Origin of the sequence: Saccharococcus sp. Marseille-Q5394 (assembly GCF_946901335.1) — a bacterium.
GTDB lineage: Bacteria > Bacillota > Bacilli > Bacillales_A > Planococcaceae > Sporosarcina > Sporosarcina luteola_C.
The window spans coordinates 952,577-975,393 of sequence record NZ_CAMPPQ010000001.1; the positions used below are offsets into that span (position 1 = coordinate 952,577).

21 protein-coding genes, 1 tRNA gene, 1 riboswitch and 1 other annotated feature are annotated in these 22,817 nt (G+C 43.3%); of the genes, 11 read left to right on the plus strand and 11 right to left on the minus strand.

Annotated elements, in window-relative coordinates; genetic code table 11:
• Positions 1-4: 4 nt before the first annotated feature.
• Positions 5-1,042 (minus strand): phenylalanine--tRNA ligase subunit alpha, encoded by a 1,038-nt coding sequence (gene pheS / locus OC538_RS04780; RefSeq protein ID WP_251694221.1) that lies wholly within the window; start codon positions 1,040-1,042, stop codon positions 5-7.
• Positions 1,043-1,080: 38 nt separating this feature from the next.
• Positions 1,081-1,309 (minus strand) — a binding site (T-box leader).
• Positions 1,310-1,364: 55 nt separating this feature from the next.
• On the minus strand, positions 1,365-2,129 hold the full coding sequence (locus OC538_RS04785; protein ID WP_251694220.1) for a TrmH family RNA methyltransferase: 765 nt from the start codon (positions 2,127-2,129) through the stop codon (positions 1,365-1,367).
• 91 nt (positions 2,130-2,220) lie between these two features.
• Here OC538_RS04785 and sspI point away from each other — a divergent pair, with 91 nt between their 5' ends.
• A complete protein-coding gene (sspI, locus tag OC538_RS04790; RefSeq protein WP_251694219.1) occupies positions 2,221-2,436 on the plus strand; it encodes a small acid-soluble spore protein SspI in 216 nt (71 codons plus the stop codon).
• Positions 2,437-2,492: 56 nt separating this feature from the next.
• Here sspI and argF read toward each other — a convergent pair whose 3' ends face one another.
• The 3 genes from argF to OC538_RS04805 form a co-directional block, all read right to left on the minus strand.
• On the minus strand, positions 2,493-3,458 hold the full coding sequence (argF, locus tag OC538_RS04795; protein WP_251695254.1) for an ornithine carbamoyltransferase: 966 nt from the start codon (positions 3,456-3,458) through the stop codon (positions 2,493-2,495).
• Between the two features lie 238 nt (positions 3,459-3,696).
• Positions 3,697-4,785, minus strand: a complete 1,089-nt coding sequence (locus OC538_RS04800; RefSeq protein ID WP_251694218.1) for a M42 family metallopeptidase — start codon at positions 4,783-4,785, stop codon at positions 3,697-3,699.
• 76 nt (positions 4,786-4,861) lie between these two features.
• Complete coding sequence (locus tag OC538_RS04805) at positions 4,862-5,845, minus strand: diaminopimelate dehydrogenase (RefSeq protein ID WP_262173510.1); 984 nt, start codon at positions 5,843-5,845, stop codon at positions 4,862-4,864.
• A 154-nt stretch (positions 5,846-5,999) separates the two neighbouring features.
• Here OC538_RS04805 and OC538_RS04810 point away from each other — a divergent pair, with 154 nt between their 5' ends.
• The 3 genes from OC538_RS04810 to OC538_RS04820 all read left to right on the plus strand — a co-directional run bounded on the left by OC538_RS04810 (position 6,000) and on the right by OC538_RS04820 (position 8,481).
• Entirely contained in the window at positions 6,000-7,157 is a 1,158-nt protein-coding gene (locus OC538_RS04810; RefSeq protein WP_251694216.1) for an MFS transporter, read from the plus strand.
• A gap of 35 nt (positions 7,158-7,192) precedes the next feature.
• Positions 7,193-7,236: riboswitch (PreQ1 riboswitch) on the plus strand.
• Positions 7,237-7,326: 90 nt separating this feature from the next.
• Positions 7,327-7,824 carry a preQ(1) synthase gene (gene queF / locus OC538_RS04815; RefSeq protein ID WP_251694215.1) on the plus strand — a complete coding sequence of 166 codons (498 nt, stop codon included), beginning with the start codon at positions 7,327-7,329 and terminating at the stop codon, positions 7,822-7,824.
• 15 nt (positions 7,825-7,839) lie between these two features.
• Positions 7,840-8,481 carry a queuosine precursor transporter gene (locus OC538_RS04820; RefSeq protein ID WP_251694214.1) on the plus strand — a complete coding sequence of 214 codons (642 nt, stop codon included), beginning with the start codon at positions 7,840-7,842 and terminating at the stop codon, positions 8,479-8,481.
• 238 nt (positions 8,482-8,719) lie between these two features.
• On the opposite strand, the gene recQ is transcribed toward OC538_RS04820, so the two are convergent.
• Positions 8,720-10,498 carry a DNA helicase RecQ gene (gene recQ / locus OC538_RS04825; protein ID WP_251694213.1) on the minus strand — a complete coding sequence of 593 codons (1,779 nt, stop codon included), beginning with the start codon at positions 10,496-10,498 and terminating at the stop codon, positions 8,720-8,722.
• Between the two features lie 55 nt (positions 10,499-10,553).
• Positions 10,554-10,967, minus strand: a complete 414-nt coding sequence (locus OC538_RS04830; protein WP_251694212.1) for a hemerythrin domain-containing protein — start codon at positions 10,965-10,967, stop codon at positions 10,554-10,556.
• Positions 10,968-11,441: 474 nt separating this feature from the next.
• On the opposite strand from OC538_RS04830, the gene OC538_RS04835 reads away from it, so the two are divergent.
• On the plus strand, positions 11,442-12,578 hold the full coding sequence (locus OC538_RS04835) for a restriction endonuclease (protein WP_251694211.1): 1,137 nt from the start codon (positions 11,442-11,444) through the stop codon (positions 12,576-12,578).
• 601 nt (positions 12,579-13,179) lie between these two features.
• On the opposite strand, the gene OC538_RS04840 is transcribed toward OC538_RS04835, so the two are convergent.
• Together OC538_RS04840 and pssA are read right to left on the minus strand one after the other, a co-directional pair.
• A tRNA-Ser gene (locus OC538_RS04840) sits at positions 13,180-13,267 on the minus strand.
• Between the two features lie 425 nt (positions 13,268-13,692).
• Positions 13,693-14,226, minus strand: coding sequence for a CDP-diacylglycerol--serine O-phosphatidyltransferase (pssA, locus tag OC538_RS04845; protein WP_251694210.1), 534 nt, complete (start codon positions 14,224-14,226; stop codon positions 13,693-13,695).
• Between the two features lie 64 nt (positions 14,227-14,290).
• Here pssA and asd point away from each other — a divergent pair, with 64 nt between their 5' ends.
• The 3 genes from asd to OC538_RS04860 all read left to right on the plus strand — a co-directional run bounded on the left by asd (position 14,291) and on the right by OC538_RS04860 (position 17,379).
• Complete coding sequence (asd, locus tag OC538_RS04850; protein WP_251694209.1) at positions 14,291-15,064, plus strand: archaetidylserine decarboxylase; 774 nt, start codon at positions 14,291-14,293, stop codon at positions 15,062-15,064.
• Between the two features lie 199 nt (positions 15,065-15,263).
• Positions 15,264-16,763 (plus strand): catalase, encoded by a 1,500-nt coding sequence (locus tag OC538_RS04855; protein ID WP_251694208.1) that lies wholly within the window; start codon positions 15,264-15,266, stop codon positions 16,761-16,763.
• 277 nt (positions 16,764-17,040) lie between these two features.
• Entirely contained in the window at positions 17,041-17,379 is a 339-nt protein-coding gene (locus tag OC538_RS04860; protein ID WP_251694207.1) for a DUF5658 family protein, read from the plus strand.
• Here the strand turns inward: OC538_RS04860 and OC538_RS04865 are convergent.
• Both OC538_RS04865 and OC538_RS04870 read right to left on the minus strand, forming a co-directional pair.
• Positions 17,372-18,190 (minus strand): DUF368 domain-containing protein, encoded by an 819-nt coding sequence (locus OC538_RS04865; RefSeq protein ID WP_251694206.1) that lies wholly within the window; start codon positions 18,188-18,190, stop codon positions 17,372-17,374. The genes OC538_RS04860 and OC538_RS04865 overlap by 8 nt on opposite strands.
• Before the next feature lie 168 nt (positions 18,191-18,358).
• On the minus strand, positions 18,359-19,336 hold the full coding sequence (locus OC538_RS04870) for a rhodanese-related sulfurtransferase (protein ID WP_251694205.1): 978 nt from the start codon (positions 19,334-19,336) through the stop codon (positions 18,359-18,361).
• Positions 19,337-19,709: 373 nt separating this feature from the next.
• Between OC538_RS04870 and OC538_RS04875 the strand changes: the two genes are divergently transcribed.
• The 3 genes from OC538_RS04875 to OC538_RS04885 all read left to right on the plus strand — a co-directional run bounded on the left by OC538_RS04875 (position 19,710) and on the right by OC538_RS04885 (position 22,813).
• Positions 19,710-21,227: a polysaccharide deacetylase family protein gene (locus tag OC538_RS04875; protein WP_251694204.1), complete on the plus strand. Its 1,518-nt coding sequence runs from the start codon at positions 19,710-19,712 to the stop codon at positions 21,225-21,227.
• Between the two features lie 90 nt (positions 21,228-21,317).
• On the plus strand, positions 21,318-21,701 hold the full coding sequence (locus OC538_RS04880) for a GntR family transcriptional regulator (protein WP_251694203.1): 384 nt from the start codon (positions 21,318-21,320) through the stop codon (positions 21,699-21,701).
• A gap of 2 nt (positions 21,702-21,703) precedes the next feature.
• Entirely contained in the window at positions 21,704-22,813 is a 1,110-nt protein-coding gene (locus OC538_RS04885) for a DUF1648 domain-containing protein (protein WP_251694202.1), read from the plus strand.
• Positions 22,814-22,817 lie beyond the last annotated feature (4 nt).

The following is a 22,817-nucleotide window of genomic DNA, read 5'->3' on the forward strand; positions in this document are numbered from 1 at the left end:
CTCCTTAAGCTTCCGTCCGATGGAATTGTGATATGAAACGTACGTCATTCGTATAGAAATGACGGATATCTTCCACACCATATTTCAGCATCGCAATCCGCTCAGGTCCCATACCGAATGCGAATCCTGTTACGACTGCAGGGTCGTAGCCCGCCATTTTCAGTACATTCGGATGCACCATTCCTGCACCTAAAATTTCGATCCATCCCGTCTTCTTACAAACATTACAGCCGTCCCCTCCGCATTTGAAGCAGGAAATGTCCATTTCAACGGATGGTTCAGTGAAAGGGAAGAAGCTTGGACGCAAACGGATTTCACGATCTGCACCGAACATTTTCTTTGCGAACAGGTCGAGCGTCCCTTTCAAGTCGCTCATACGAATATCTTCTCCTACAACGAGTCCTTCGATTTGCGTGAATTGGTGGGAATGCGTTGCATCGTCGCTATCCCGGCGATACACTTTGCCCGGGCAGATGATTTTGATGGAACTTCCGCCTTTCGCCTCCATCGTTCTTGCTTGTACCGGCGATGTATGTGTTCGAAGAAGAATTTCCTCGGAAATATAGAAGGAATCCTGCATATCACGCGCCGGATGCCCTTTCGGCAAATTGAGCGCTTCAAAGTTGTAATAATCCTTTTCCACTTCAGGGCCTTCTGCGATTTCATAGCCCATGCTGATGAAGAAGTCTTCTATTTCTTCAACTACGCGTGTCAGTGGATGATGATTGCCTGTTGGTGCCGGACGGCCAGGCAAAGTGACGTCGATCGCTTCTTTTTCCAATTGCGCATTGATCGCTTCTTCTTCCAGTTTCGTCATTTTCGCTTCCAGTGATTCCGTCACCGCTTCACGGACGACGTTGACGAGCGCCCCCATCTTAGGACGTTCTTCAGCTGGCAGTTTCCCCATCCCTTTCAACAAATCGGTAATGGGACCTTTCTTGCCGAGGTAAGCGACACGGACGTCATTTAATTCCTTGACGGACGATGCTTCCTGGATTTTCGTCAACGCTTCTTCTTTCAATTGCTGCAGTTGCTGTTCCATTGTCATTCTCCTTTCAAAATAAAAAAACCCCGCCCCAAAAAAGGGACGAGGACGAGTTCGCGGTACCACCCTGATTATTATGCAGAACGCATAATCACTTCATTTGGAATAACGGCCCTCTACCGGCACGCCTTTACAGTTTGCACTGGTCCAAGCGGCAGCTCGCGGGGTGAACTTCAACAGTGTTTCGCCTATCCGCGCTCTCAGTCAAGGCGCCGATTTCCTGTCGGTTTCATACTGTTTACTTTTCCCGGTCATAGCCATTCGAAAATTATATACAACTTTACTATACCCGATTTCGTTTTGTTCATCAACATAGATCTCATTGCTTACCGTACGTATAAAGCAGGATGCCCGCAGCAATGGCGACATTCAATGATTCCGCTTTTCCGTACAATGGAATCTTCACGATGTCATCGGCTTTCGATAAGTATTCGGCGGCAACTCCACTTCCTTCATTTCCAACGATTAGCGCAAATTCACTCAACGGACTTACAGTGAAATGATCGACGGCATTGTGCAAACCCGTTCCGATGACTTTGATGCCGGACGACTTTGCCCGGTCAATCCATTCACCGAGCTCCCCTTTCACGACAGGGATATGGAAATGAGATCCTTGAGCGGAACGCACTGTTTTAGGATTGAATGGATCCGCTGAACCTTTCCCGAGGATAACTGCATCCATTCCAGCAGCATCCGCAGTCCGGATCATTGTTCCGATATTTCCCGGATCCTGTACAGCATCGATGAATAAAAGCTTCTTCCAGCTGTCAGCTTCCTCACCTGAATGTTCCGGCTGACGGCAATGAGCAAATATTCCTTGTGACTGCTCTGTCTCTACCAGTTCTTTTGCAACCGCCTTTGTTACTTGGATAAGTTGTAGATTATCGGTTTTCCAACTAGCAGGAAGTTCCAAATCCTCCCTAACAATTAAATGAAGGATTGTCCCTTCCTTCTTCATAGCCTCTTCGACGAGATGGAAGCCTTCAACGAGGAATTCTTCAGATTTATCGCGATCCTTCTTAGACGTTACAAGCTTTTTCCAATGTTTTACGAGCGCATTTTGCGTTGATTCGATTCTTTTCATGTATTGTGCGACATCCTTTTTCTTCTAGTGTAACAAATGTCCGTATAGTTGGCGATCAATGTGTACAAAATGATGGCAGGAGGATGATAAGATGAATTTTCAAATTCGTGACGCCATCGCCGCTAATATGTCGAATAACTCGGCGACCGATATTCGAAGCGTTGTTGAGGATGCATTACAGCGAGGCGAAGAACATTTATTACCAGGTCTAGGAGTATTTTTTGAAAAGCTGTGGGTCAATGCCGATGAACAGGAAAAGTCGAAAATCAGCGGTGAACTTGCCCAGGCGTTCTCTGCAGGATCATAAAGAACGGTAAAAGCCACTCATCTGAGTGGCTTTTACCGTTCTTTGAACATAATTCCCTACAGTAAAGCCGCCAATACAGCTTTTTGTGCATGCAATCTGTTCTCCGCCTGCTGAAAAACATACGAATTCGGACCGTCAATTACGGAAGTCGCAACCTCTTCTTCACGGTGGGCCGGCAAGCAATGTAAAAACATATAGTCTTTCTTTGCATTTGCAACAAGCTGATCGTTTATCTGGAACCCTTTGAATGCTTCAAGTCGCGCAGCAGCCTCTTCCTCCTGCCCCATGCTCGCCCAGACGTCCGTATAGACGACATCTGCGTTTCTCACCGCTTCAATAGGATTGTTTGTCTGTAAGACGGATCCGCCATTCGCCGCAGCAATTTTTTCAGCTTCCACATAAAGGTCGGAATTGAACTCATACCCTTTAGGCGTTGCGACCGCTACATGCATCCCCATACTCGCCGCCCCAATGACCAACGAATGGGCAACATTATTTCCGTCGCCTACATAAGCGAGTTTCTTGCCGGCAATAGACCCTTTCACTTCGATCATCGTCAATAAATCCGCAAGCGCTTGGCATGGATGATACATATCCGTCAGTCCATTGATAACGGGGATTGATGAATGCTTCGCTAGCTCTTCCACCATTTCATGCGAGTTTGCTCGAATCATGACAGCGTCCAAGTACCCCGACAATACTTTTCCGGTATCATGCACCGATTCTCCGCGTCCGATTTGAAGATCATTCGCATTCATATACATCGCATGGCCGCCAAGCTGTACCATGCCGACTTCGAATGAAATCCTTGTACGTGTGGAATGTTTTTCAAAAATCATGCCGAGTGTCTTCCCTTGCAGTATGGGGGGAATTTTTCCTGCAATTACTTCTTTCTTCATCACCAACGCTTTTTGCAATAAATAATCGATTTCTTCACTCGTATAGTCCAATAACGTCAACAAATCACGGCCTTTTAGCTGACCTTCAATTTTTTTCGCAGTTTTTAATGTCGATATATGCATTTTCACCAAAATGATCATCTCCATCCTGAATATGGTTTGTATGTTTCATTATATGTACGTATATTTATAAAGTCAAATGAATTATTATGAGCAATCTAGAAATACTTAGTTAGTCAGAAGTATGCTTTACTAATGGTTTTTTATTCATTAGATAAGAATTTACCAATATGCATTTATTCACATATATATGTATAAAAAAGATCGCACCTCTAGCAGGCACGATCTTTCCTATCAGTCCTTATTGAAAAATGATTTGATCAACTGTGTCAAGGTCGAGCTTCTTGATTACTTCCACAATCAATTTCACCGCATTTTCGTAATCATCCCGGTGCAGCATTGCTGCATGGGAATGGATATAGCGAGTTGCGACGCAAATGGCAAGAGACGGCACGCCGTTCCCGCTTACATGGATTGAACCTGCATCTGTTCCTCCGCCCGGAATCGCCTCGAATTGGTATGGGATGCCGTGTTCTTCTGCCGTATCGACGACAAGATCACGCAAACCTTTATGGGAAACCATCGATGCATCATAGAGAAGGATTTGAGGCCCGTCGCCCATTTTGCTTGTCGATTCCTTTGAAGTGACGCCTGGCGTATCTCCCGCAACGCCTACGTCAACTGCAAAGCCGATATCCGGATTCACTTTTGCAGCAGCCGTTTTTGCACCGCGCAAGCCGATTTCCTCTTGCACCGCACCAACGCCGAATACGATATTCGGGTGATTTTCACCTTTTAGCGCTTTCAGGACGTCAATTGCGATTGCACAGCCAATGCGGTTATCCCATGCTTTCGCAAGCAAGTATTTATCATTGTTCATGACCGTGAATTCGAAATACGGAACGATCATATCACCGGGCAGAACGCCCCATTCCATCGCTTCCTTCTTCGATTCAGCTCCGATATCGATGAACATGTCTTTAATGTCCACCGGCTTTTTCCGGGCTTCCGCAGATAGGATATGAGGAGGCTTCGATCCGATGATGCCCGTCAAAGTGTCCCCTTTACGCGTAACGATCGTCACTCGTTGGGCAAGCATGACTTGCGACCACCATCCGCCGACCGGCTGGAAGGAAATGAATCCTTTATCGTCAATTTTCGTCACCATGAAGCCGACTTCATCCAAGTGGCCTGCCACCATCACTTTCGGTCCATTTGCATCGCCACTTTTTTTGGCAATCAAAGATCCGAGTCCATCGTATTCAATTTCATCAGCGTATGGCTCGATATATTTCTTCATGACTTCACGCGGTTCACGTTCATTGCCGGGAATCCCCTTCGCGTCCGTCAAGTCTTTCAGCATGAGTAACGTATCATCCATCTTCGACATTTATTTCGACCTCCTAAGTAAAAAACTTCAAATTCAGTATAGATGAAAGATAGCAACAATGGAAGTGCTTTCACAATCACAATATTTCTTTGCGAAGCTGTGCTGCACTCTTCGGAGAAAGCAGTCCAGGGGCGACGTCAAACACGGTTTTTGCGCCTATATCCCCTTTTTTATTCAACCTGTAAGCCGCCCTCGCATAAGCGACTAGTACGCTGGATGTGAATTCCGGATTGCTGTCCAATTTCAATGAAAATTCCATAACCTGATTGTTCGTAGCGCCGGTTTTCCCGCTACGGATGACAAAACCGCCGTGAGGCATTGCGCTATGGTCTTCTCTCAATTGCTGCTCAGTAATGAAATGGACTGTCGTATCATAATCTGTAAAGTAATTGGGCATCGTCACGATCGCTTGCTCTACCTCGGCTGCGTCGGCACCTTCTTCCAATACAACATAGCATTCACGTGTATGCTTGTCGCGCGTCGTCAGTTCCGGCTGTGATCCGTTGCGCACCTGTTCGACTGCCGATTCAACAGGAATCGTATATTGGACTGCCCCTTTGACCCCCTCGATCCTTCTGACAGCATCCGAATGTCCTTGGCTCAACCCTTTCCCCCAGAACGTATAGGTTGCACCCTCAGGAAGAATCGATTCTCCGTAAAGCCTGTTGATCGAAAATAGTCCTGGATCCCATCCTACGGAAATGATAGCCGTTTTACCATTCGGTCTAGCCGATTCATCTACCGCTTCAAAGTATACGGGAATCTTAGCATGCGTATCAAAGCTGTCTACTGTATTGAACAGCCTCGAAAGCGCAGGTCCTTGTTCAGGAAGATCATCTTTCGAACCCCCGCATAAGATCAGTACGTCAATATCATCCACATGTTCTTCGATTTCATTCAAACGCAAAACAGGTGCACCGCTATTCACTCTCAAGTCTCCCGGTTCTCTACGGGTGAATACGCCAACGAGCTCCAGATCATCGTTTTGAGCAATTGCCGACTCGACCCCTTTGCCCAAATTTCCGTATCCAGCGATGCCAATTCTGATTTTCGTGTCCACTATGACCATCCCTCTCTTTGCAAGTATTCTCTCATTTTATCGTTTCGCCACAATTTTGGCTAATTATTCTTTTGTTCACAAGCTGTCCTTTTGCCTAATCCGGCATCCATGGTAAAGTAGAATATGAGTCAATTTTATGAAATGAGGATTCCAAATGCGTGCTTTCGTTTATATAATCGTCTTTTTTTCCTTCTTTGATTTATTTTCACAACTTCCTATCATGAGCCCTTTTGCTTTGTCCTTAGGTGCTTCATCGTTCATGACGGGGTTGGCTGTCGGAATGTATTCATTTTCCAATACCATCGGGAATGTCATTTCCGGATTCATGACGGACCGTAGAGGACCGTTCGCTATTCTGCTTATCGGATTATTTGCATCAGGTATTTCTCTGCTTCTTTATTCCTTCGCAATAGGACCTGCTTCCCTTCTCGGGATTCGCTTCGTCCATGGCTTCATGGAAGGGCTAATTGTCCCTGCTGCCTTTACATTCCTCGCCAATCGTGCCGAAGAATCAAAGCGAGGCCGAAGTGTAGCCATTTCAGGCGCCTTTGTAGGAATGGCGGCAATCATTGGTCCTGCTTATAGCGGCATTGTCGCTTCAAAAACGGGTGCTCCATTCATTATGACAGTTAACGGCGTCATTATGTTCATCCTTGCGATCGCCGCATTTTTTGTTTTACGATCTGTTTCATTTGAAAAAAAGCAAAGAACAAAAGAAGCAAAGCATTTCAGAGTCCGGTATTTGTTCAAGCATCCCGGCATGGTCCGTGCTTTCGCAGGCGCGTTTTTCCTTATGTTCTCACAAGGTGTGTTGGCTTTAGTCTTGCCTTTGAAAGTCGAGGCGCTCGGATTTGACACAAAAGCGACGGGCATGCTGCTCAGCACGTTCGGCGTCGTCGCCATCCTGATATTCCTGCTGCCGATCAACCGTATTTTCGATAAAGTACGTCCGATGATCACATTGGCTTTCGGCATCTCGATGATGGGGGCAAGTATGCTTTTCCTTAGTCAAGTTTCAGAGTTGCAGCTCCTGTATTTGGCAATGGCATTGTATGGAATAGGTTTTGCATTTCTATTCCCTTCCATTAATTCTTTGCTCATCGATTCTTCATCACCGGAATTCCGCGGAAAGGCTTACGGCTATTTCTACGCATTCTTTTCCATCGGGGTCGTCGCAGGCTCAAGTCTCATCGGCTATTTGGATTTGACATTCAAGGGTGGGTTCATGCTCACTGGCATCATCCTAATAAGCGTCGCCGTTTATACGATCCTCGGAATGAAAAAGAGTCTACTATTGACAGAGGGGCCTTGATAGGTTAAAGTCTTACACGAAATGAATAACCCTGTTCGGGAGAGGTTCATAGCGACCCTCTATAAAAAACTATGGATGACGGAAATTTTGCCATGTCCATTTACGTGACATGGCTTTTTTTGTTCTCTATGGCCCCTCCCTGACAACTATAATCATGGAGGTTTTTTAATTGGCTGGAAGAGATGAAAACACATTAACGGATTTAACTTTGCTAGGGAATCAAAATACAAAGTACGCCTATGAGTATGACCCTACTATTTTGGAATCCGTCGATAATATGCACACGGAACGGGATTTCTTCGTCAAATTCAACTGCCCCGAATTCACATCACTTTGTCCGATGACAGGACAGCCGGACTTCGCAACAATGTATATCAGTTTCGTGCCGGATAAAAAATTGGTCGAAAGTAAATCATTGAAATTGTATTTGTTCAGTTTCCGCAATCACGGAGACTTCCACGAGGACTGCGTCAACATCATCATGAATGATCTAATTAAGCTGATTGATCCACGCTATATTGAAGTATGGGGCAAGTTCACTCCGCGTGGCGGACTTTCCATCGATCCTTATTGCAATTACGGAAAGCCTGGTACGAAATACGAAAAAATGGCGGAACATCGAATGATGAACCATGACATGTATCCCGAAAAGATCGATAACCGTTGAGGGGGAAACAATGAAATGCGTTATTATTTAAGCGGGATTTTTGTCGGCCTGTTAATTTTATCGAATATCGTGGCGGTCAAGTTGATGAGCATCGGCGATTGGATCGTAATACCGGCAGCAGCCATCATCTACGTTTGCACGTATCCAATTTTGGATGTATTGACGGAAGCCTATGGAAAAGAAGCTGCAAGAAAGACGGTTCAGACTGGCTTCATCGCACAGCTTTTCGCAATCGGCTTCATTTGGCTAGCAATCCATTTGCCGGCAGCCTCTTTCTATGAACATCAGGAAGCATTCGAAACGATTTTCACAGCGGGCTTCCGCGTGACAATCGCAAGCTTGGCTGCGTACCTCATCAGTCAGAACCTGGATGTCACCATATTCGATAGATTGAAAAGAAGGCATGGTGCGAAAAAGTTATGGGTGCGGAACAATGTGTCAACGATGGCAAGCCAACTCGTCGATACGACGATTTTCATAACAATCGCTTTTGCGGGAACGATGCCGATAGGTGCTTTGTTAGGAATGATCGCTAGCCAATATGTCTTCAAATTCATCATCGCCGTTTTGGATACGCCGATCGTCTATTTGCTCGTGTCTGTATGTAGAAAAAAGGAACCTGAAATTATGAGCGAAGAGATATCATTACAGAACTGATCGCCATAAACGAGAACTTTTCAAAGATAAATGAGAACTTCATAGCCCTAAACGAGAACTTTTTGACTTAGAATGAGAACTTTCCATGGAGTAATGAGAACATAATGATCTGTAACGAGAACTCTCTGTGGAATAATGAGAACTTTATGGGGATAAACGAGAAGTTCCAAATGTAAATGTATAAAAAACAGGTGAAGGAAATCGCATTTTTGCGATCCTTCACCTGTTTTGTATTTAGTTAACTAGTTTGTGAAGCGAATGATTTTATTTCTTCCATGAATGCTTCGCCGTATCTTTCCAGCTTCGCCGCCCCGACGCCGTTCACTTCCAAAAATTCTTCTTCCGTAACCGGCATTTTTGCCGCCATGTCACGCAATGACTTATCCGAAAAGACGACGAACGGAGGTACTCCTGCTTCTTGAGCAAGCTTCATGCGAAGTGCACGCAACTGGTTGAATAAAGGATCATCTTTCGCTATCTGCTTCGTTTCGACGGTTCCTTTTCTAAACACTTTGATTTTACCAGTCAATACATCCTTGCCTTGTTCAGTGACATAGATAATCGGGAACTGACCGTTTTCCACACCGAGATAATTTTCGGAGATGATGAATTCGATAAAATCGGAAATGTCTTTCGCATTCCTTTCTTTCATCAAACCATATGTAGTTAATTTATCAAACCCGAACTCCAACACTTTTTTATTTCGTGAACCTGTCAGAACTTGAGCAATCATCGTTTTTCCGAATCGCTGCCCCATTCGTATGACGCAGGATAGTACCTTCTGCACATCAACCGTCACTTCAAAGCTCTCGCGGGTGTCTGTACAGTTTGCGCAACGGCCGCAATCCTGCACGTCCGTCTCCCCGAAATATGAAATGATGAACTTTTGAAGGCATGATTCAGTATGGCAGTAGTCGATCATCGACTGCAGCTTCTCAAGCTCGGCGGGAATTCGATTTTGATCCTGCGATTGGTCAATGAGGAACCGTTGCGTGATTACGTCCTGCGAAGAGAATAAAACGGTGCACTCACTATCCAGTCCATCCCTTCCCGCACGGCCTGCTTCCTGATAATAACTTTCCATGTTTTTCGGCATTTGGTAATGGATTACGTAACGGATGTTACTTTTATCTATTCCCATCCCAAATGCATTCGTTGCAACCATGATCGTCGCCTCATCCATAAGGAACCGGTCCTGCTCCGCTTGCCGGACACCATCCGAGAGTCCAGCATGATATTTTGCAACAGCGACTCCGCTTCGTTCTAACGTGGCATGGATCTGGTCAACTGCTTTACGGGTGGCGGCATAAATAATACCCGCCTCTCCATCGTTCTTTTTAACATAGTCCTTGACGAACTTGTCCCTGTCCTGCCCTTTAATGACAGAAAAGGTGAGATTGCTTCTCTCAAAGCCAGTCATTACTGTGTTTTCCTGTTCAATATGCAATTGGCCGCAAATATCTTCCCGGACGGCAGGCGTTGCAGTAGCCGTCAAAGCCAAAACGACCGGTTTTTGTTCGAAGGAAGATATGACTTTGCTTAACATCCGGTAACTCGGCCTGAAATCATGTCCCCATTGCGAGATACAGTGTGCCTCGTCGATGGCGATCATCGGGATATCCATTTTACCGATTTGCTGAATAAATGAAGGGGATTCAAATCGCTCAGGAGCTACATAAAGCAGACGATACATTCCTCCTAGTGCATTTTCAACCGTCCCGAAATATTCTTCCGTTGATAATGTACTATTAATGTACGCTGCTGGTATGTCGATTTGATGCAAGGCATCCACTTGGTCTTTCATCAATGAAATTAAGGGGGATACGACAAGTACTGTGCCCTCCATTACTAGCGCAGGAACTTGATAGCAGATGGATTTACCGCCGCCTGTAGGCATGACGCATAGTGTGTCTTTCCCTTCAAGCACGTTTCGGATGGCTTTTTCTTGCCCGGTGCGGAAGGAAGAAAATCCAAAATAGGTAGATAAGACGGAATTAATTTTTTCGATTGGACTCACCTCTCTTTATCAATCAAAGAAAAAAGCACCCATTTTCGGCGCTTTTTCACCTTTCTTACTCCAGCAACAACCGTTCTTCATCGCGGCTATGTATTTCATTGACAACTAGCAGTGCATAAAACTTCTGTAAAACTGTAGGGCTGAGTTTTTCTGTTTCGCGAAGCATTTCGATATCTTTTACGATAATCCTAAGCAGATCGTGATCTCTCGTCAATTGGGTGATGGCCTCTTCCAATTCTGGATTCTCTTTTTTGATTTCCAGATAGAGCCCTTCTTCTTCGGCATCAGCGTGGCTAATCACCCTTGACTTCCAATAATCGATCAGTTCATCAGCTGCTCGATCAGCCGATTTCATATCGCCTTCCTGCAGAAACTCTATTAGCAGTTCGGTCTTGCTGACTGCTCCTGATAATCCGCCTTCATGGATGGAGCGGTGAGCTTGGAGTTGTTTCAATGCCGGTCCTGACATGTCACTCATCCTTTCAATTAGATGCTTTCTTATAGAATAACAGACATTTGTACAAGTCACCAATTGAAATACTTATACATATGTCCCAACAGGATTTCCGCTTCAGGCTGACGCTTGCTTACCTGCAGTTAAGTCGTTTTCTATATGTATTTAAGGGACTTTGATATCAACAGGCAGTTGCTCTCCGTTTCGGCGCACGCTTTCCGCGGGCATGGCTCGAGCCTCCTCAGTCGCAAAAAGCGTGCTCCTTCCGGGGTCTCAAGGCTCATGCTATTCCCGCAGGAGTCGGCGCCTGCACTCCAAGCAACGGATGCCCCTAATAAATATAATATGCCCATGCACTTTCAGGAACTTAATCACACATGCAATCACTGCAACAGTCACGTGAGTTGTATTTCCTATCGCACATCATAATTGAGTGGCGTATATCCATAATTTACAATAGAATTAAATAAAAGTTATGGGGGTGTATTTATGACGAATAATAAAACCATCAGTCAAACAGAGCTATCTAAAAGATTTGGTTGGACTGAATCAAAAGGAAGACAGTGGATTAAAAAGTTCCAAAGATATCTACCCTTTGAAGAAACAGGAATTTATAAGTACTACGATGAAGAAGCATATGAATTTTTAAAGAAGGTTAAGAAATTAAATGACGCACATTTAAGTTTAAATGAAATTGAAAATATTTTTGAAGAACAAGGAGTTCCAAGTTCTGAGATTGAAATAAACAGAATAATTTCAGAAAAGAATAGACTAACAATAATCGAGAGTAAAGTTTTAACGACAATGCCTTCTTCTAAAGATTTAGTCATCCCAATATTATTGGTAATGTCAGATGAAGATTTATACATTGCGACTAAGTTGAATGAGGGAGTTGCAAATCATTTTAAATTGATAGAAGAACAAATTAATTTTTCGTATCCCGATAGCAAAGAAACAGTATTTGTGAGTCGTATGAGGGCAACGAGATTTTCATTACAGAAAAAAGGATATATAGAAGAAGTAGGAAAACATACCTACCGAATTACTAAAGATGGTTTAGATTTGCTTAATGAAAGTGAAATTGAGATTCAAGAAGAACTAGAAGAATTAGAACAAGTGGTAGATCCGATAAAAGTAATTAACGAGCAATTAGTAGAACTTGATAAGTATTTGATAGATAAGATCCTTACAGAACTTCAGAAAGTCCATTGGAAAAGGTTTGAAAGCATAGTTGTGGAACTATTAACTGCAATGGGTTACGGGGATGGAGAAGTAACTCAAAGTACAAATGATGAGGGTCTTGATGGAATAATAAAAGAAGATAAACTTGGTTTGGATAATATTTATGTTCAAGCTAAACGTTGGATAAACACCGTTGGCAGACCCGATATAATGGCGTTTGTAGGTGCTTTAGAAGGGAGAAGTGCTAGTAAGGGTGTCTTTATTACTACATCTAGTTTTTCTCAAGGTGCGAATGACTATGTTAAAGTTCTTCCTTATAAGAAAGTTATCTTGATTGATGGTAACAAATTAGCTAGATATATGTTAGATTATAATGTTGGTGTCACTATCAAGCGTAAGGTATTAATTAAAGAAGTTGATTTCACATTCTTTGAAGGTGAGTAAAGAAGAGTACATCACAATTACGTGATGTACTCTTCTTTATTTAGTTACTCAAGTGCAGCAATCAAATATTTCAAGAATTAGATATACAGACACATGGTTACATGGATTACTGAATCGTTATGAGGAAAACACTAAAGTACCCTTAAATCGAGTACGGAAATAAATATATTTAACCGAGAGCACAAATAGTTTTCATATTAGGGATTACCTTTGGTTAGTATCTTTAATGTCGCCAATCTCACTTCAGTTTTTTCCCGCCATAGCTAAATCTACTACAGCTACTCCACCCAGACCAAGCGACCATCCATTTTTTAAATACAGTGTTGTGGCGCACGTAGTACTGTCGGGTATATAGCTTTATCTAAGTGAAGAACTTTTTAGCTGGCCCTTCAATGCGCTGTTTTAATAATCGCTTTGTCCTTGTGATTCGTTAGTTCCAGCAAATTCGCGATGAGCATATCACATTTTTCTACCCGATGCTAACATCGGATTTAACATCGGTTGGTTTCAATTAGATACGATTTGATGAAATAGACAAAAAGAAAAACCCTACTGAATACAAGGGTTTTGATACTTATTGAAATCCATTGATTTCGTATTACGGAAACGAGAGGATTTGAACCCCCGCGGCGCGTGAACGCCGTAGCTGATTTCGAGTCAGCTCTCTTCAGCCTCTTGGGTACGTCTCCAATTCAGACAACATAAATTATACGCCCCACTTAGAAGATTGTAAAGTTCACACTTGACAAAAATACCAATATCCTTACGACGATAAACACTGACTTTTCCAGGTTTTATCGATCTAATTGAGACCGAATAAAAGCTTAGAATAAGCCCAATATCAATTTCACTGATAATAGGCTTATTGAATTATAGCTGGTAATTCTTTAGTGTTTTATTGAATCGAGGTATGACTGTTGATTGGAGCGGAAGGTGGCGACTCCTGGGGGATTAGCGAGACAGGTGAGACCCCGCAGGTAGCGAAGCGAACGAGGAGGCTTACCGCTCGCCCCCCCGGAAAGCGTCCACCTGAAGCGCAAATCAACACTTTGTCAAATGATCGCCACTATAAATGGACTTTTAAGCGAACTCCATTCTCGTAAGTCTCTGCTGTTTAAACCTTTGCAATTCTAACATTGCTCACCATTGCCAAGCCAAGTACGACCATGATTATAACGAAAAACGGAGGTCCGATATATGGACTGAGAAAGTATGTCAATGTCAACAAAACACCAGCTGCCGTAATCGGCAGTCCATAAAAGGAACCATCAAATTCCTTTACATTGTAGCGAGCGAGACGGATGGCTCCAGCGGCGATATAAAAGACAGTTGCTGCAATTCCTACCCAAAGCATCGAGGATAAATCAGTCATATAGATTAAAAGCGCAGGAGCTACCCCGAATGATACAATATCACTTAATGAATCTAGTTCTTTGCCAAACATCGATTCAGAATGAAAGTGCCGTGCTGCCATTCCATCGAAACGGTCGAAAAGAGCTGCAAGGAAAATGAACACCAAGCTCATATGGCCAAGATCCCGGGCGATAAGAATGATTGCGATGATTCCAAAGCTTAAGTTTGTAATTGTGATTGAATTCGCCACTTGGCCTTTTATTTTCGTATAATCTAAGTATCTAGATAAAAACATGACGATACCTCCAGTATTGTTATCTTGCCAAACTACTAATCTGAAAACATAGGAGACGGTTGAAATGAAAAAAATAGTATTTAAACGCTTTGTCGAATTGAGCGGACATCCCGCATCTTCCACTTTATTAAAAACAATTGCCCGCTCACGCCTAAGTCGGAAACTCATCAAACCGTTTGCGAAGACATACCATATTAACGAAGAGGAAGCAGAATTTCCAATAGATCATTATGATAGCCTTCAAGCTTATTTTACGCGTAATTTGAAAAAGGGTTCACGGCCGATCGACGAGCGCCCCAATATACTGACTTCCCCGGTTGACGGTGTTGTCACGGAATTTGGAACGATCGGTATGAATCAGACATTTATGATAAAGAACCATCTATATAGTATAAACCAAGTTTTGGGAGATGAAAAGAGAGCACTTCCATTTAACGGTGGATTCTTTTATGTTTTTTATCTCTCCCCAAGCCATTATCATCATTTCCATTATCCATACGACGGTGAAATTCTATCGAGATATGCTCTCGGAACAACTTCCTTCCCGGTAAATGATCTTGGTTTACGGCTAGGCAACCAGCCTTTTGCGACAAACTACCGAATCATTTCAGAACTTATGACGACTCATGGAAGGATGGCTATGATTAAAGTGGGGGCTCTGAATGTGAATAGCATTCATATTTTGGATTCCTCCACTTCTTGTAAAAAAGGCGAGGAGTTCGGCTACTTCTCATTTGGATCAACTGTCATTTTATTTTTAGAGAATAACGGCTCCTTCCGACCTACGATTCCGGTGAATTCCGAAGTGAAGGTGGGACAATCCGTCGGAGAATGGTGAAGAGATTTATGATCACATTTGTTCATAATTTATCATTGCGACATTCATCACATTCGATTTATTCTGTTAAGTATAATTATAATTACACAATAAAAAGTATTTATCAATAATCATTATAATTAACTGTGGATTTCATGTATAGGCTATGCTATATTGAAAAAGAAGTATAGTAGATTAGAAATTCAAGGAGGCATTATCAATGACAAGCAATGATAATCATTCTCAAAAGAAACTGACAACCGCTGCTGGGGCACCTGTAGTGGACAACCAAAACTCGATGACTGCGGGGCCTCGTGGGCCTGTACTTTTGCAGGATGTTTGGTTGATTGAAAAACTAGCGCATTTCGACCGTGAAGTCATTCCTGAACGACGCATGCATGCAAAAGGATCCGGTGCTTACGGAACTTTCACGGTGACAAATGATATTTCTCAATACACAAGAGCGAAGTTGTTCTCTGAGGTCGGCAAAAAGACGGATATGTTTGCCCGTTTTTCAACAGTTGCAGGCGAACGAGGAGCTGCTGATGCTGAGCGTGACATCCGTGGATTCGCGCTTAAGTTTTATACGGAAGAAGGTAACTGGGATCTTGTTGGAAACAATACACCGGTCTTCTTCTTTAGAGACCCCCTTCAATTCCCTGACTTGAACCATGCCGTTAAAAGGGATCCGCGCACGAATATGAGAAGTGCGACAAACAACTGGGATTTCTGGACTTCCCTTCCTGAAGCGCTGCACCAAGTAACCATCGTCATGAGTGAACGCGGAATTCCGAAGACATATCGCCATATGCACGGATTCGGCAGTCACACGTACAGCATGATTAATGCAAACAATGAGCGTGTATGGGTGAAATTCCATTTCCGTTCCCAGCAAGGGATTGAGAATTTGACGGACGAGCAGGCAACTGAATTGATCGGCACGGACCGCGAAACTCACCAACGGGATTTGTTAGAAAGCATCGATAGCGGCAACTTCCCTAAATGGAAGATGTATATTCAAGTGATGACTGAAGAGCAGGCATTGAACATGCCTTATAACCCGTTCGATTTGACGAAAGTCTGGTATAAAGGCGACTTCCCTCTTATCGAAGTGGGCGAATTCGAATTGAACCGTAATCCGGATAACTACTTTGCAGAAGTCGAGCAAGCCGCGTTTACACCTGCTGCAATCGTTCCCGGCATCGGCTTCTCACCTGATAAAATGTTGCAGGCAAGATTATTCTCTTATGGTGACGCCCAGCGTTATCGCCTCGGCGTTAACCATCATCAGATCCCGGTCAACGCTCCAAAATGCCCATTCCATAGTTTCCATCGTGATGGCGCGATGCGAGTGGATGGCAACCATGGAAGCAGGACTTCCTATGAACCGAACAGCTTCGGAGAATGGAGAGAACAGCCTGATTTCAAAGAGCCGCCGCTTAAAATCTATGACGATGCAGCGCACTGGGATTTCCGTCAGGATGACGATGATTACTTCACGCAACCTGGCAAGCTGTTTAATTTGATGGACGATGAACAAAAGGAGTTATTATTCGGTAATACCGCCCGCAACCTTGGCGACGCCCCAAATGAAATCAAATACCGCCATATCCGCCACTGTTACCAAGCAGATCCCGCTTATGGCGCAGGCGTTGCCGCTGCACTCGGCATATCAATGGACGATGTATTGGTTAAACAAGAAGTTACAAGCAATCAATAATAAAAAATGCCAACGAAAGGATTTCTCCTATCGTTGGCATTTTTCTTGCTGCAAATCAATATTTATATATGACCGGAAAATCTTCTGTCACTCCATTGAATAAATCGGCCAACCCCTCCATATCCTATGGGATAAAGTGAAACTTCAATCAGTGGGTTTTTCCACTGATTGTTAGTTAAACCAATCGGGCATTTACTGGCTGTTGATTCCCCGCTTGTGGGGGATCTTACAGCCAGTTAGTGTGGGATATACGCCAATTATGTCAGGAGTGATACATATGGACACGGTCAAGGCGATGCCAACATCCAAGGACAGGTTATTGAATACGTGCTTTCTTTTATTTTGCCTATGCATGATTGATGCAATCTTTACTGATTTCGGCATCCGTTACGGTCATATTGAAGAAGCGAATCCATTAGTCCGTTCCCTGTACGATATAAATATCATTGCATTCTATTTGATGAAGTCAAGTCTTCCAATTATACTCTTCCTATTTATGAAATACATGAAACCCTCAGTAGTAGTAAAAAATCTACTAATTGTTGCACTGATCATCTATACAATCGTTATCTTCATCCACATTTCCTGGATCATTATCGTCACTGCATTCATTTAGCAGATGGGCTAATTGCATTGAATATATTTGCAACAATCAAACCGGTGATGAGAGCAATGACGCTCATTACAAATGGCGTCCCGCTTTCAGGGATGCCAGGATAAATGACAAATACTGAACCAATGATCAAGCCAATAATGATTGCAAACATGGCATGAGTGAATTTATTTAATAAATAATGGATTGCCTTGCTGCTAATAATGAAGCCGACAATGACTCCAGCCCCGATAACGATGATGATTGGAATGTTAAAGGTGGATAGCGCATTGATTGCCGTCGAGTAAACACCGAGTAGCAGTAAAACAAACGAACCGCTCACACCCGGCAACAGCATCGCCATGCTTCCTGCCCATCCTGCCAAAAACAAACCGAGCGTGTTCTGCAAGGTTAACGATGTAATGATTCCCGTTTCTGCCGGCTTGATGAATACTGTCGCAGCCAAAGCAGCACCGACGAGTAGCAAGAGGATGAAATGGCCAATTTTAAAGTTCTTCCTGACACCCGCCTGCCTTGAAATGTACGGCACGACACCGATGATCAGTCCCAAAAAGAAAAATTGCGTAGGTTGGGGGTATTCTTTCAACAAGAAGTCGATGACCCTGCTGAAGAGCAACAATGTCAAACCGACGCCAATGCCTAACGGTAGTAAAAAGCCGATATGCTTTTTCCACTCACGACTGAAAAAGCCGCTGATTGCAACTAATAATCGATCATATATACCAAGAATAAACGCGATTGTCCCCCCGCTCACTCCCGGAATCAAGTCGCTGATTCCCATCAGGAATCCGCGATAAATGTTTTTCCATTCCATACTGCAGTTCCTCCAATATCTTTTCACTGATAGTAGTATACCATTTACCGTTTGCCGTGAGCCATATAAAGTCCATTCCAATGTTTTTTACTATTCCGTAAATCACCCGAATTTAATCTGAATTAAAAACGCTCGGGCGCAATACCACACCCAAGCGTCAATAATGTATTATATAGCAGCAGTTGCTTCGTTCCTTTTAGCTGCAATCGCTTCAATTCTATTGTTAAATTCATCCACCGTCAAATTCTGTTCGACAAAATAGCGGTTGCGCGGATGTGTTCGGCATTCGTCCGAACAGCTGCGCATATAGAAATGCTCGTTTTCTTCAGAGCATAATATTTTTGCATTGCACTCAGGGTTTGCACAGTTCACATATCTCTCGCAAGGTGTACCGTCAAAATGATCACGACCAACGATGACATGTTCAACTTGATTGATCGGAACCGCAATCCTTTCGTCGAATACGTAGCATTGTCCGTCCCAAAGCTGGCCTTTCGCTACTGGATCTTTGCCGTAAGTGACAATTCCACCTTGCAGGTGGGCAACGTCCTCGAAACCTTCACGCTTCATCCAGCCTGTGAACTTCTCACATCTGATTCCGCCTGTACAGTACGCAAGAACTTTCTTCCCTTCAAACATTTCCCTGTTTTCTTGGACCCATTGCGGAAGGTCACGGAATGTCTCAACATCAGGTCGAATAGCACCTCTGAAATGACCAAGATCATACTCGTAATCATTTCTCGTATCCAACACAATCGTGTTTTCGTCTTGCATCCGCTCCAAGAATTCTTCAGGCTTCAAATATTCGCCAGTCAATTCCAATGGGTTAATGTCTTCCTCCAAGCTCAGGTTTACAATTTCCTGACGATAGCGAACGTGCATCTTCTTGAACGCATGTCCATCTGTTTCATCAATCTTGAACCAAAGATCTTTGAAGCGTTCATCGTTATGCATCTTCTCCATGTAAGCATCCGTCTGTTCAATCGTTCCGGAACATGTACCGTTGATGCCTTCTTCACCGATTAGAATACGGCCTTTCAATCCTAATTCCTTACAAAAAGCCAAATGTTCGGCAACAAATGTTTCTGGGTCTTCGATGTGTACATATTTATAGTACAACAATACCCGATATGCTCCTGTTTCCATTTCTTCGACCACCTTCTGTTTGTTTTCTTTGCAGTAGAAATAACAGCTTGATCGGTTTAACAATATTTGATTGTAAACACTTAACAGCTCACCCGCATTTGCAAGATCCGGGCATCAGACAGTATAACATATAATCGTGCTTCGAAAAAGAAGTTTTCCTTCTTCTATTTCTGCGGTAACGCATTTCAATTGCCCTTATTTACCCATCCCCAACCAGGACATAATTGTTGTATACTACTAGTATGAAAGATTCGACATTTTTCCCGATTATCCGAAACTATCTATCGAGTCGCTCCGTCTAACTTTACAGAAAGAACAATCAGGAAGTTTAATAGAATTCTGATACCAAAAAAACAAAAAGGAGCCGCGCAACATGAAAAGAAAGCATCACAAAGCACGATCGGTATGGATTGATATCACTTTTTCCACCGCCATTGTCCTATTGACAGTAAGCGCCATACTTCTCGTATTCACACCAGAGAAAAGCCTTACCGCTTCACAGCCTGATGAGAAGGAAACGACCTCATCCATCCCTATGGAAACGGAACAAATAGATTCCAACTATCCAGGCATCAAGATCATTACAAAAACATCAAACGACATAAACGCTCCTTATGCCATCCAATATCCGCAAAGCATACATACTATTTTCAATTCGGAAGTCAAAAAATATATTGAAGAAGTTCAGGAAAGATACCTTGAAACGATGATTGAGAAGAAACGGCTTGATGAAAATATGTCAGGGGAATTGAACGTCTCCTATGAAACGCTGCCCCATGCCTCAGGGAATTACTCCTTTGTCTTTCTTAATAGCAGCAGCTTCAGCGATTCGGAATCAGGCAAAATGGAAATCCGTTCATTCCATTTGAACCCCGAGACGGGAGAAAGCTTCTCTATAAGGGACTTATTTGCAGGAGATTCCAACCGCCTGCAGACACTCGCTTCATCAGTGCGTCGGGCAATTCATAAAGATGATTCGTTGCAGGAACATATTATTGAGGATGGATTGGAAAAATATACGGAGCCCAGGTGGATGAATTATAGGAATTTCGCCATCACGGATGATGTACTCATTATCTACTTCGATGAAAATACGATAGCGGATAGCTTGGTTGGACCACCAATCGTCTCCGTTCCTATTGATGCAATAAACGAATTGCTAGCTTCGGCGTTCAAGCCCGAGGACAGAGAAGATACAATTGAAATCCCGAATCAGGGTTCACAGGATTCATCGAATGAAGAACAAAACAATGAGCACTCCGACAAGCCAACTGAATCGGATACAGAAGGCGATGATCAATCAAAAGATTCTCCTCCTGTTGAAACCGTCCATAAAAAGGTCGCTTTGACATTTGATGACGGTCCTGATCCGAAAGTGACGAGACAAATTTTAGAAACCCTTCAAAAACACGATGCAAAAGCAACATTCTTCATGCTTGGCAGCCGTGTCGAATACTACTCGGACATTGTAAATGAAATTAAGGATGCCGGCCATGAATTGGGCAACCATACTTGGACACATGCAGATTTGACCAAATTAGAACCTGAACGCATCGCTAAAGAGATTGATAAGACTTCCGCTATCATCGAGGATGTGACCGGACAAAAAGTCGAAGCATTCCGACCTCCCTATGGAGCTGTCAATGACACCGTTCACAATATAGCCGGAATACCGGTCGTATTATGGGATGTAGATACGCAAGATTGGAAATACCGTGATCCCGCTAGAATTCTACAAGTCGTGAAAGAGAATGTGAAGGATCGCAGCATCATACTCTTGCATGACATCCACCAATCGACTGCCGATGGACTTGATGCTGTTCTGACGTATTTGAAAAATGAAGGTTATGATTTCGTCACTGTCAAAGAATTAGAAGAGTCATCCCCCTGAACACTAGTTGTTCAGGTTTTTTTGTGTTGCTTGTATATTTTATTTCCGACCTCTGTTATAATGATGTTAGAACAGAATGGAGGGTTTAACATGTTCATTCAAATCGAACCGACCTCAGAAATCCCGATATATACTCAGTTGGCGAATCAATTGATTGAATTAATTGCTTCAGGGACAATAAAGGCTTCCGAAGCTTTGCCTTCCGTCCGGTCCCTAGCGGCTGATCTAGGCGTGAATATGCATACAGTAAACAAAGCGTATCATGAACTGGAAAGGAAAAATATTATTGAAATCATTCCAAAATCGGGCGCAATTATCAATTCGATATCCACTAAAGGCCCGAGTGATATGCAACTAGACCTTATCAAATTGCATTTGAAGCCGCTTATTGCAGAATCGATCGTTTATGGCATGGACAAGGAACAGATTTTATCACTCACTTCATCAATCATTTCGGAAATTACGGAGGGATGACAATGGTACTTTCATTATTCTTGGTAATCATCTTATTTTTGATCGTTATGCAGGCAGCTATTCCTTACCTTTTGAAGAATACAATTGTTTTCGGAGTGACGATACCAGAGGGTCATACCGATGATAAAACGCTCGTCAGGTACAAGAAAACCTATTCAGCAACTATCTTTTTCATCGGGTTGATAGGTCTCCTCATTTATGTAATTTGGGCAATCGGGAATAATTTGCAGGAAGACAAGATCGTTTTCACCGGATTGATCCTTCAGTTCGGAATCCTCTTGATCAGCATGGGACTTTACTTGTATTTTCATATTAAGACGATGAAAAGAAAACGGGATCATAAATGGGGAGACAACTTAAAAAGAGTACGGGTCGCAGATTTGACGAGCCGTTCCAATGATGAAATGCTCCCTTCCCTCATGTTTGCATTGCCTATTCCCATTACACTCGGTTTGATCGTCTATACAGCGATCCAATACGGCGCCATGCCGGATATGATACCGACCCATTGGGGCCCTAACGGACAACCGGATGCTTTCACTGCGAAAAACCCATTTTCCGTTATTGCGCTACTGCTCATTCTAGGAATCATGCAGGTTATGATGCTAGCAATCAATTATTTTACGAAGAAGTCCGGAGTGAAACTGAATGCGTCGAAAAGGAGTACTTCGCGCATCCAACAATTATCGTTCAGAAAGTACACTAGCTGGCTACTGTTTTTAGTATCCATTTCAATGACGATTCTTTTCGGCTTTTTCCAATTGACAACGATTCACGAAAATTTGGGAGGACCTACCTTCATGATGATGATGCCTTTAGGATTTCTATTCATCATCTTAATCGCAACAGCAGTGTACGCATTCAAAGTCGGCCAAGGGGGCTCCCGGGTGCAGCTTGACATTGACGAGGAACCCATCGCGGGTGTTACTGATTATGACGATGACGCCTATTGGAAAGCAGGCGTATTCTATGTAAATAAAAACGACCCTTCCATCCTTGTAGAAAAGAGGTTCGGGGTCGGATGGACGTTGAACTTCGGAAATCCCATCGGTTATTTGATCATCATCGGTCCATTGCTTGTCATATTGGGAATTGCATATTTACTGGATTGAAAAA

Coding starts and splice junctions, on each gene's coding strand:
- OC538_RS04860 (WP_251694207.1), top strand. CDS start 17,041: ATGGACACGGTCAAGGCGATGCCAACATCCAAGGACAGGTTATTGAAT.
- pssA (WP_251694210.1), bottom strand. CDS start 14,226: ATGTTTTTATCTAGATACTTAGATTATACGAAAATAAAAGGCCAAGTG.
- OC538_RS04835 (WP_251694211.1), top strand. CDS start 11,442: ATGACGAATAATAAAACCATCAGTCAAACAGAGCTATCTAAAAGATTT.
- asd (WP_251694209.1), top strand. CDS start 14,291: ATGAAAAAAATAGTATTTAAACGCTTTGTCGAATTGAGCGGACATCCC.
- OC538_RS04830 (WP_251694212.1), bottom strand. CDS start 10,967: ATGTCAGGACCGGCATTGAAACAACTCCAAGCTCACCGCTCCATCCAT.
- OC538_RS04885 (WP_251694202.1), top strand. CDS start 21,704: ATGGTACTTTCATTATTCTTGGTAATCATCTTATTTTTGATCGTTATG.
- argF (WP_251695254.1), bottom strand. CDS start 3,458: ATGCATATATCGACATTAAAAACTGCGAAAAAAATTGAAGGTCAGCTA.
- OC538_RS04870 (WP_251694205.1), bottom strand. CDS start 19,336: ATGGAAACAGGAGCATATCGGGTATTGTTGTACTATAAATATGTACAC.
- OC538_RS04880 (WP_251694203.1), top strand. CDS start 21,318: ATGTTCATTCAAATCGAACCGACCTCAGAAATCCCGATATATACTCAG.
- OC538_RS04855 (WP_251694208.1), top strand. CDS start 15,264: ATGACAAGCAATGATAATCATTCTCAAAAGAAACTGACAACCGCTGCT.
- pheS (WP_251694221.1), bottom strand. CDS start 1,042: ATGGAACAGCAACTGCAGCAATTGAAAGAAGAAGCGTTGACGAAAATC.
- OC538_RS04785 (WP_251694220.1), bottom strand. CDS start 2,129: ATGAAAAGAATCGAATCAACGCAAAATGCGCTCGTAAAACATTGGAAA.
- OC538_RS04800 (WP_251694218.1), bottom strand. CDS start 4,785: ATGTCGAAGATGGATGATACGTTACTCATGCTGAAAGACTTGACGGAC.
- sspI (WP_251694219.1), top strand. CDS start 2,221: ATGAATTTTCAAATTCGTGACGCCATCGCCGCTAATATGTCGAATAAC.
- OC538_RS04865 (WP_251694206.1), bottom strand. CDS start 18,190: ATGGAATGGAAAAACATTTATCGCGGATTCCTGATGGGAATCAGCGAC.
- OC538_RS04820 (WP_251694214.1), top strand. CDS start 7,840: ATGCGTTATTATTTAAGCGGGATTTTTGTCGGCCTGTTAATTTTATCG.
- OC538_RS04875 (WP_251694204.1), top strand. CDS start 19,710: ATGAAAAGAAAGCATCACAAAGCACGATCGGTATGGATTGATATCACT.
- OC538_RS04810 (WP_251694216.1), top strand. CDS start 6,000: ATGCGTGCTTTCGTTTATATAATCGTCTTTTTTTCCTTCTTTGATTTA.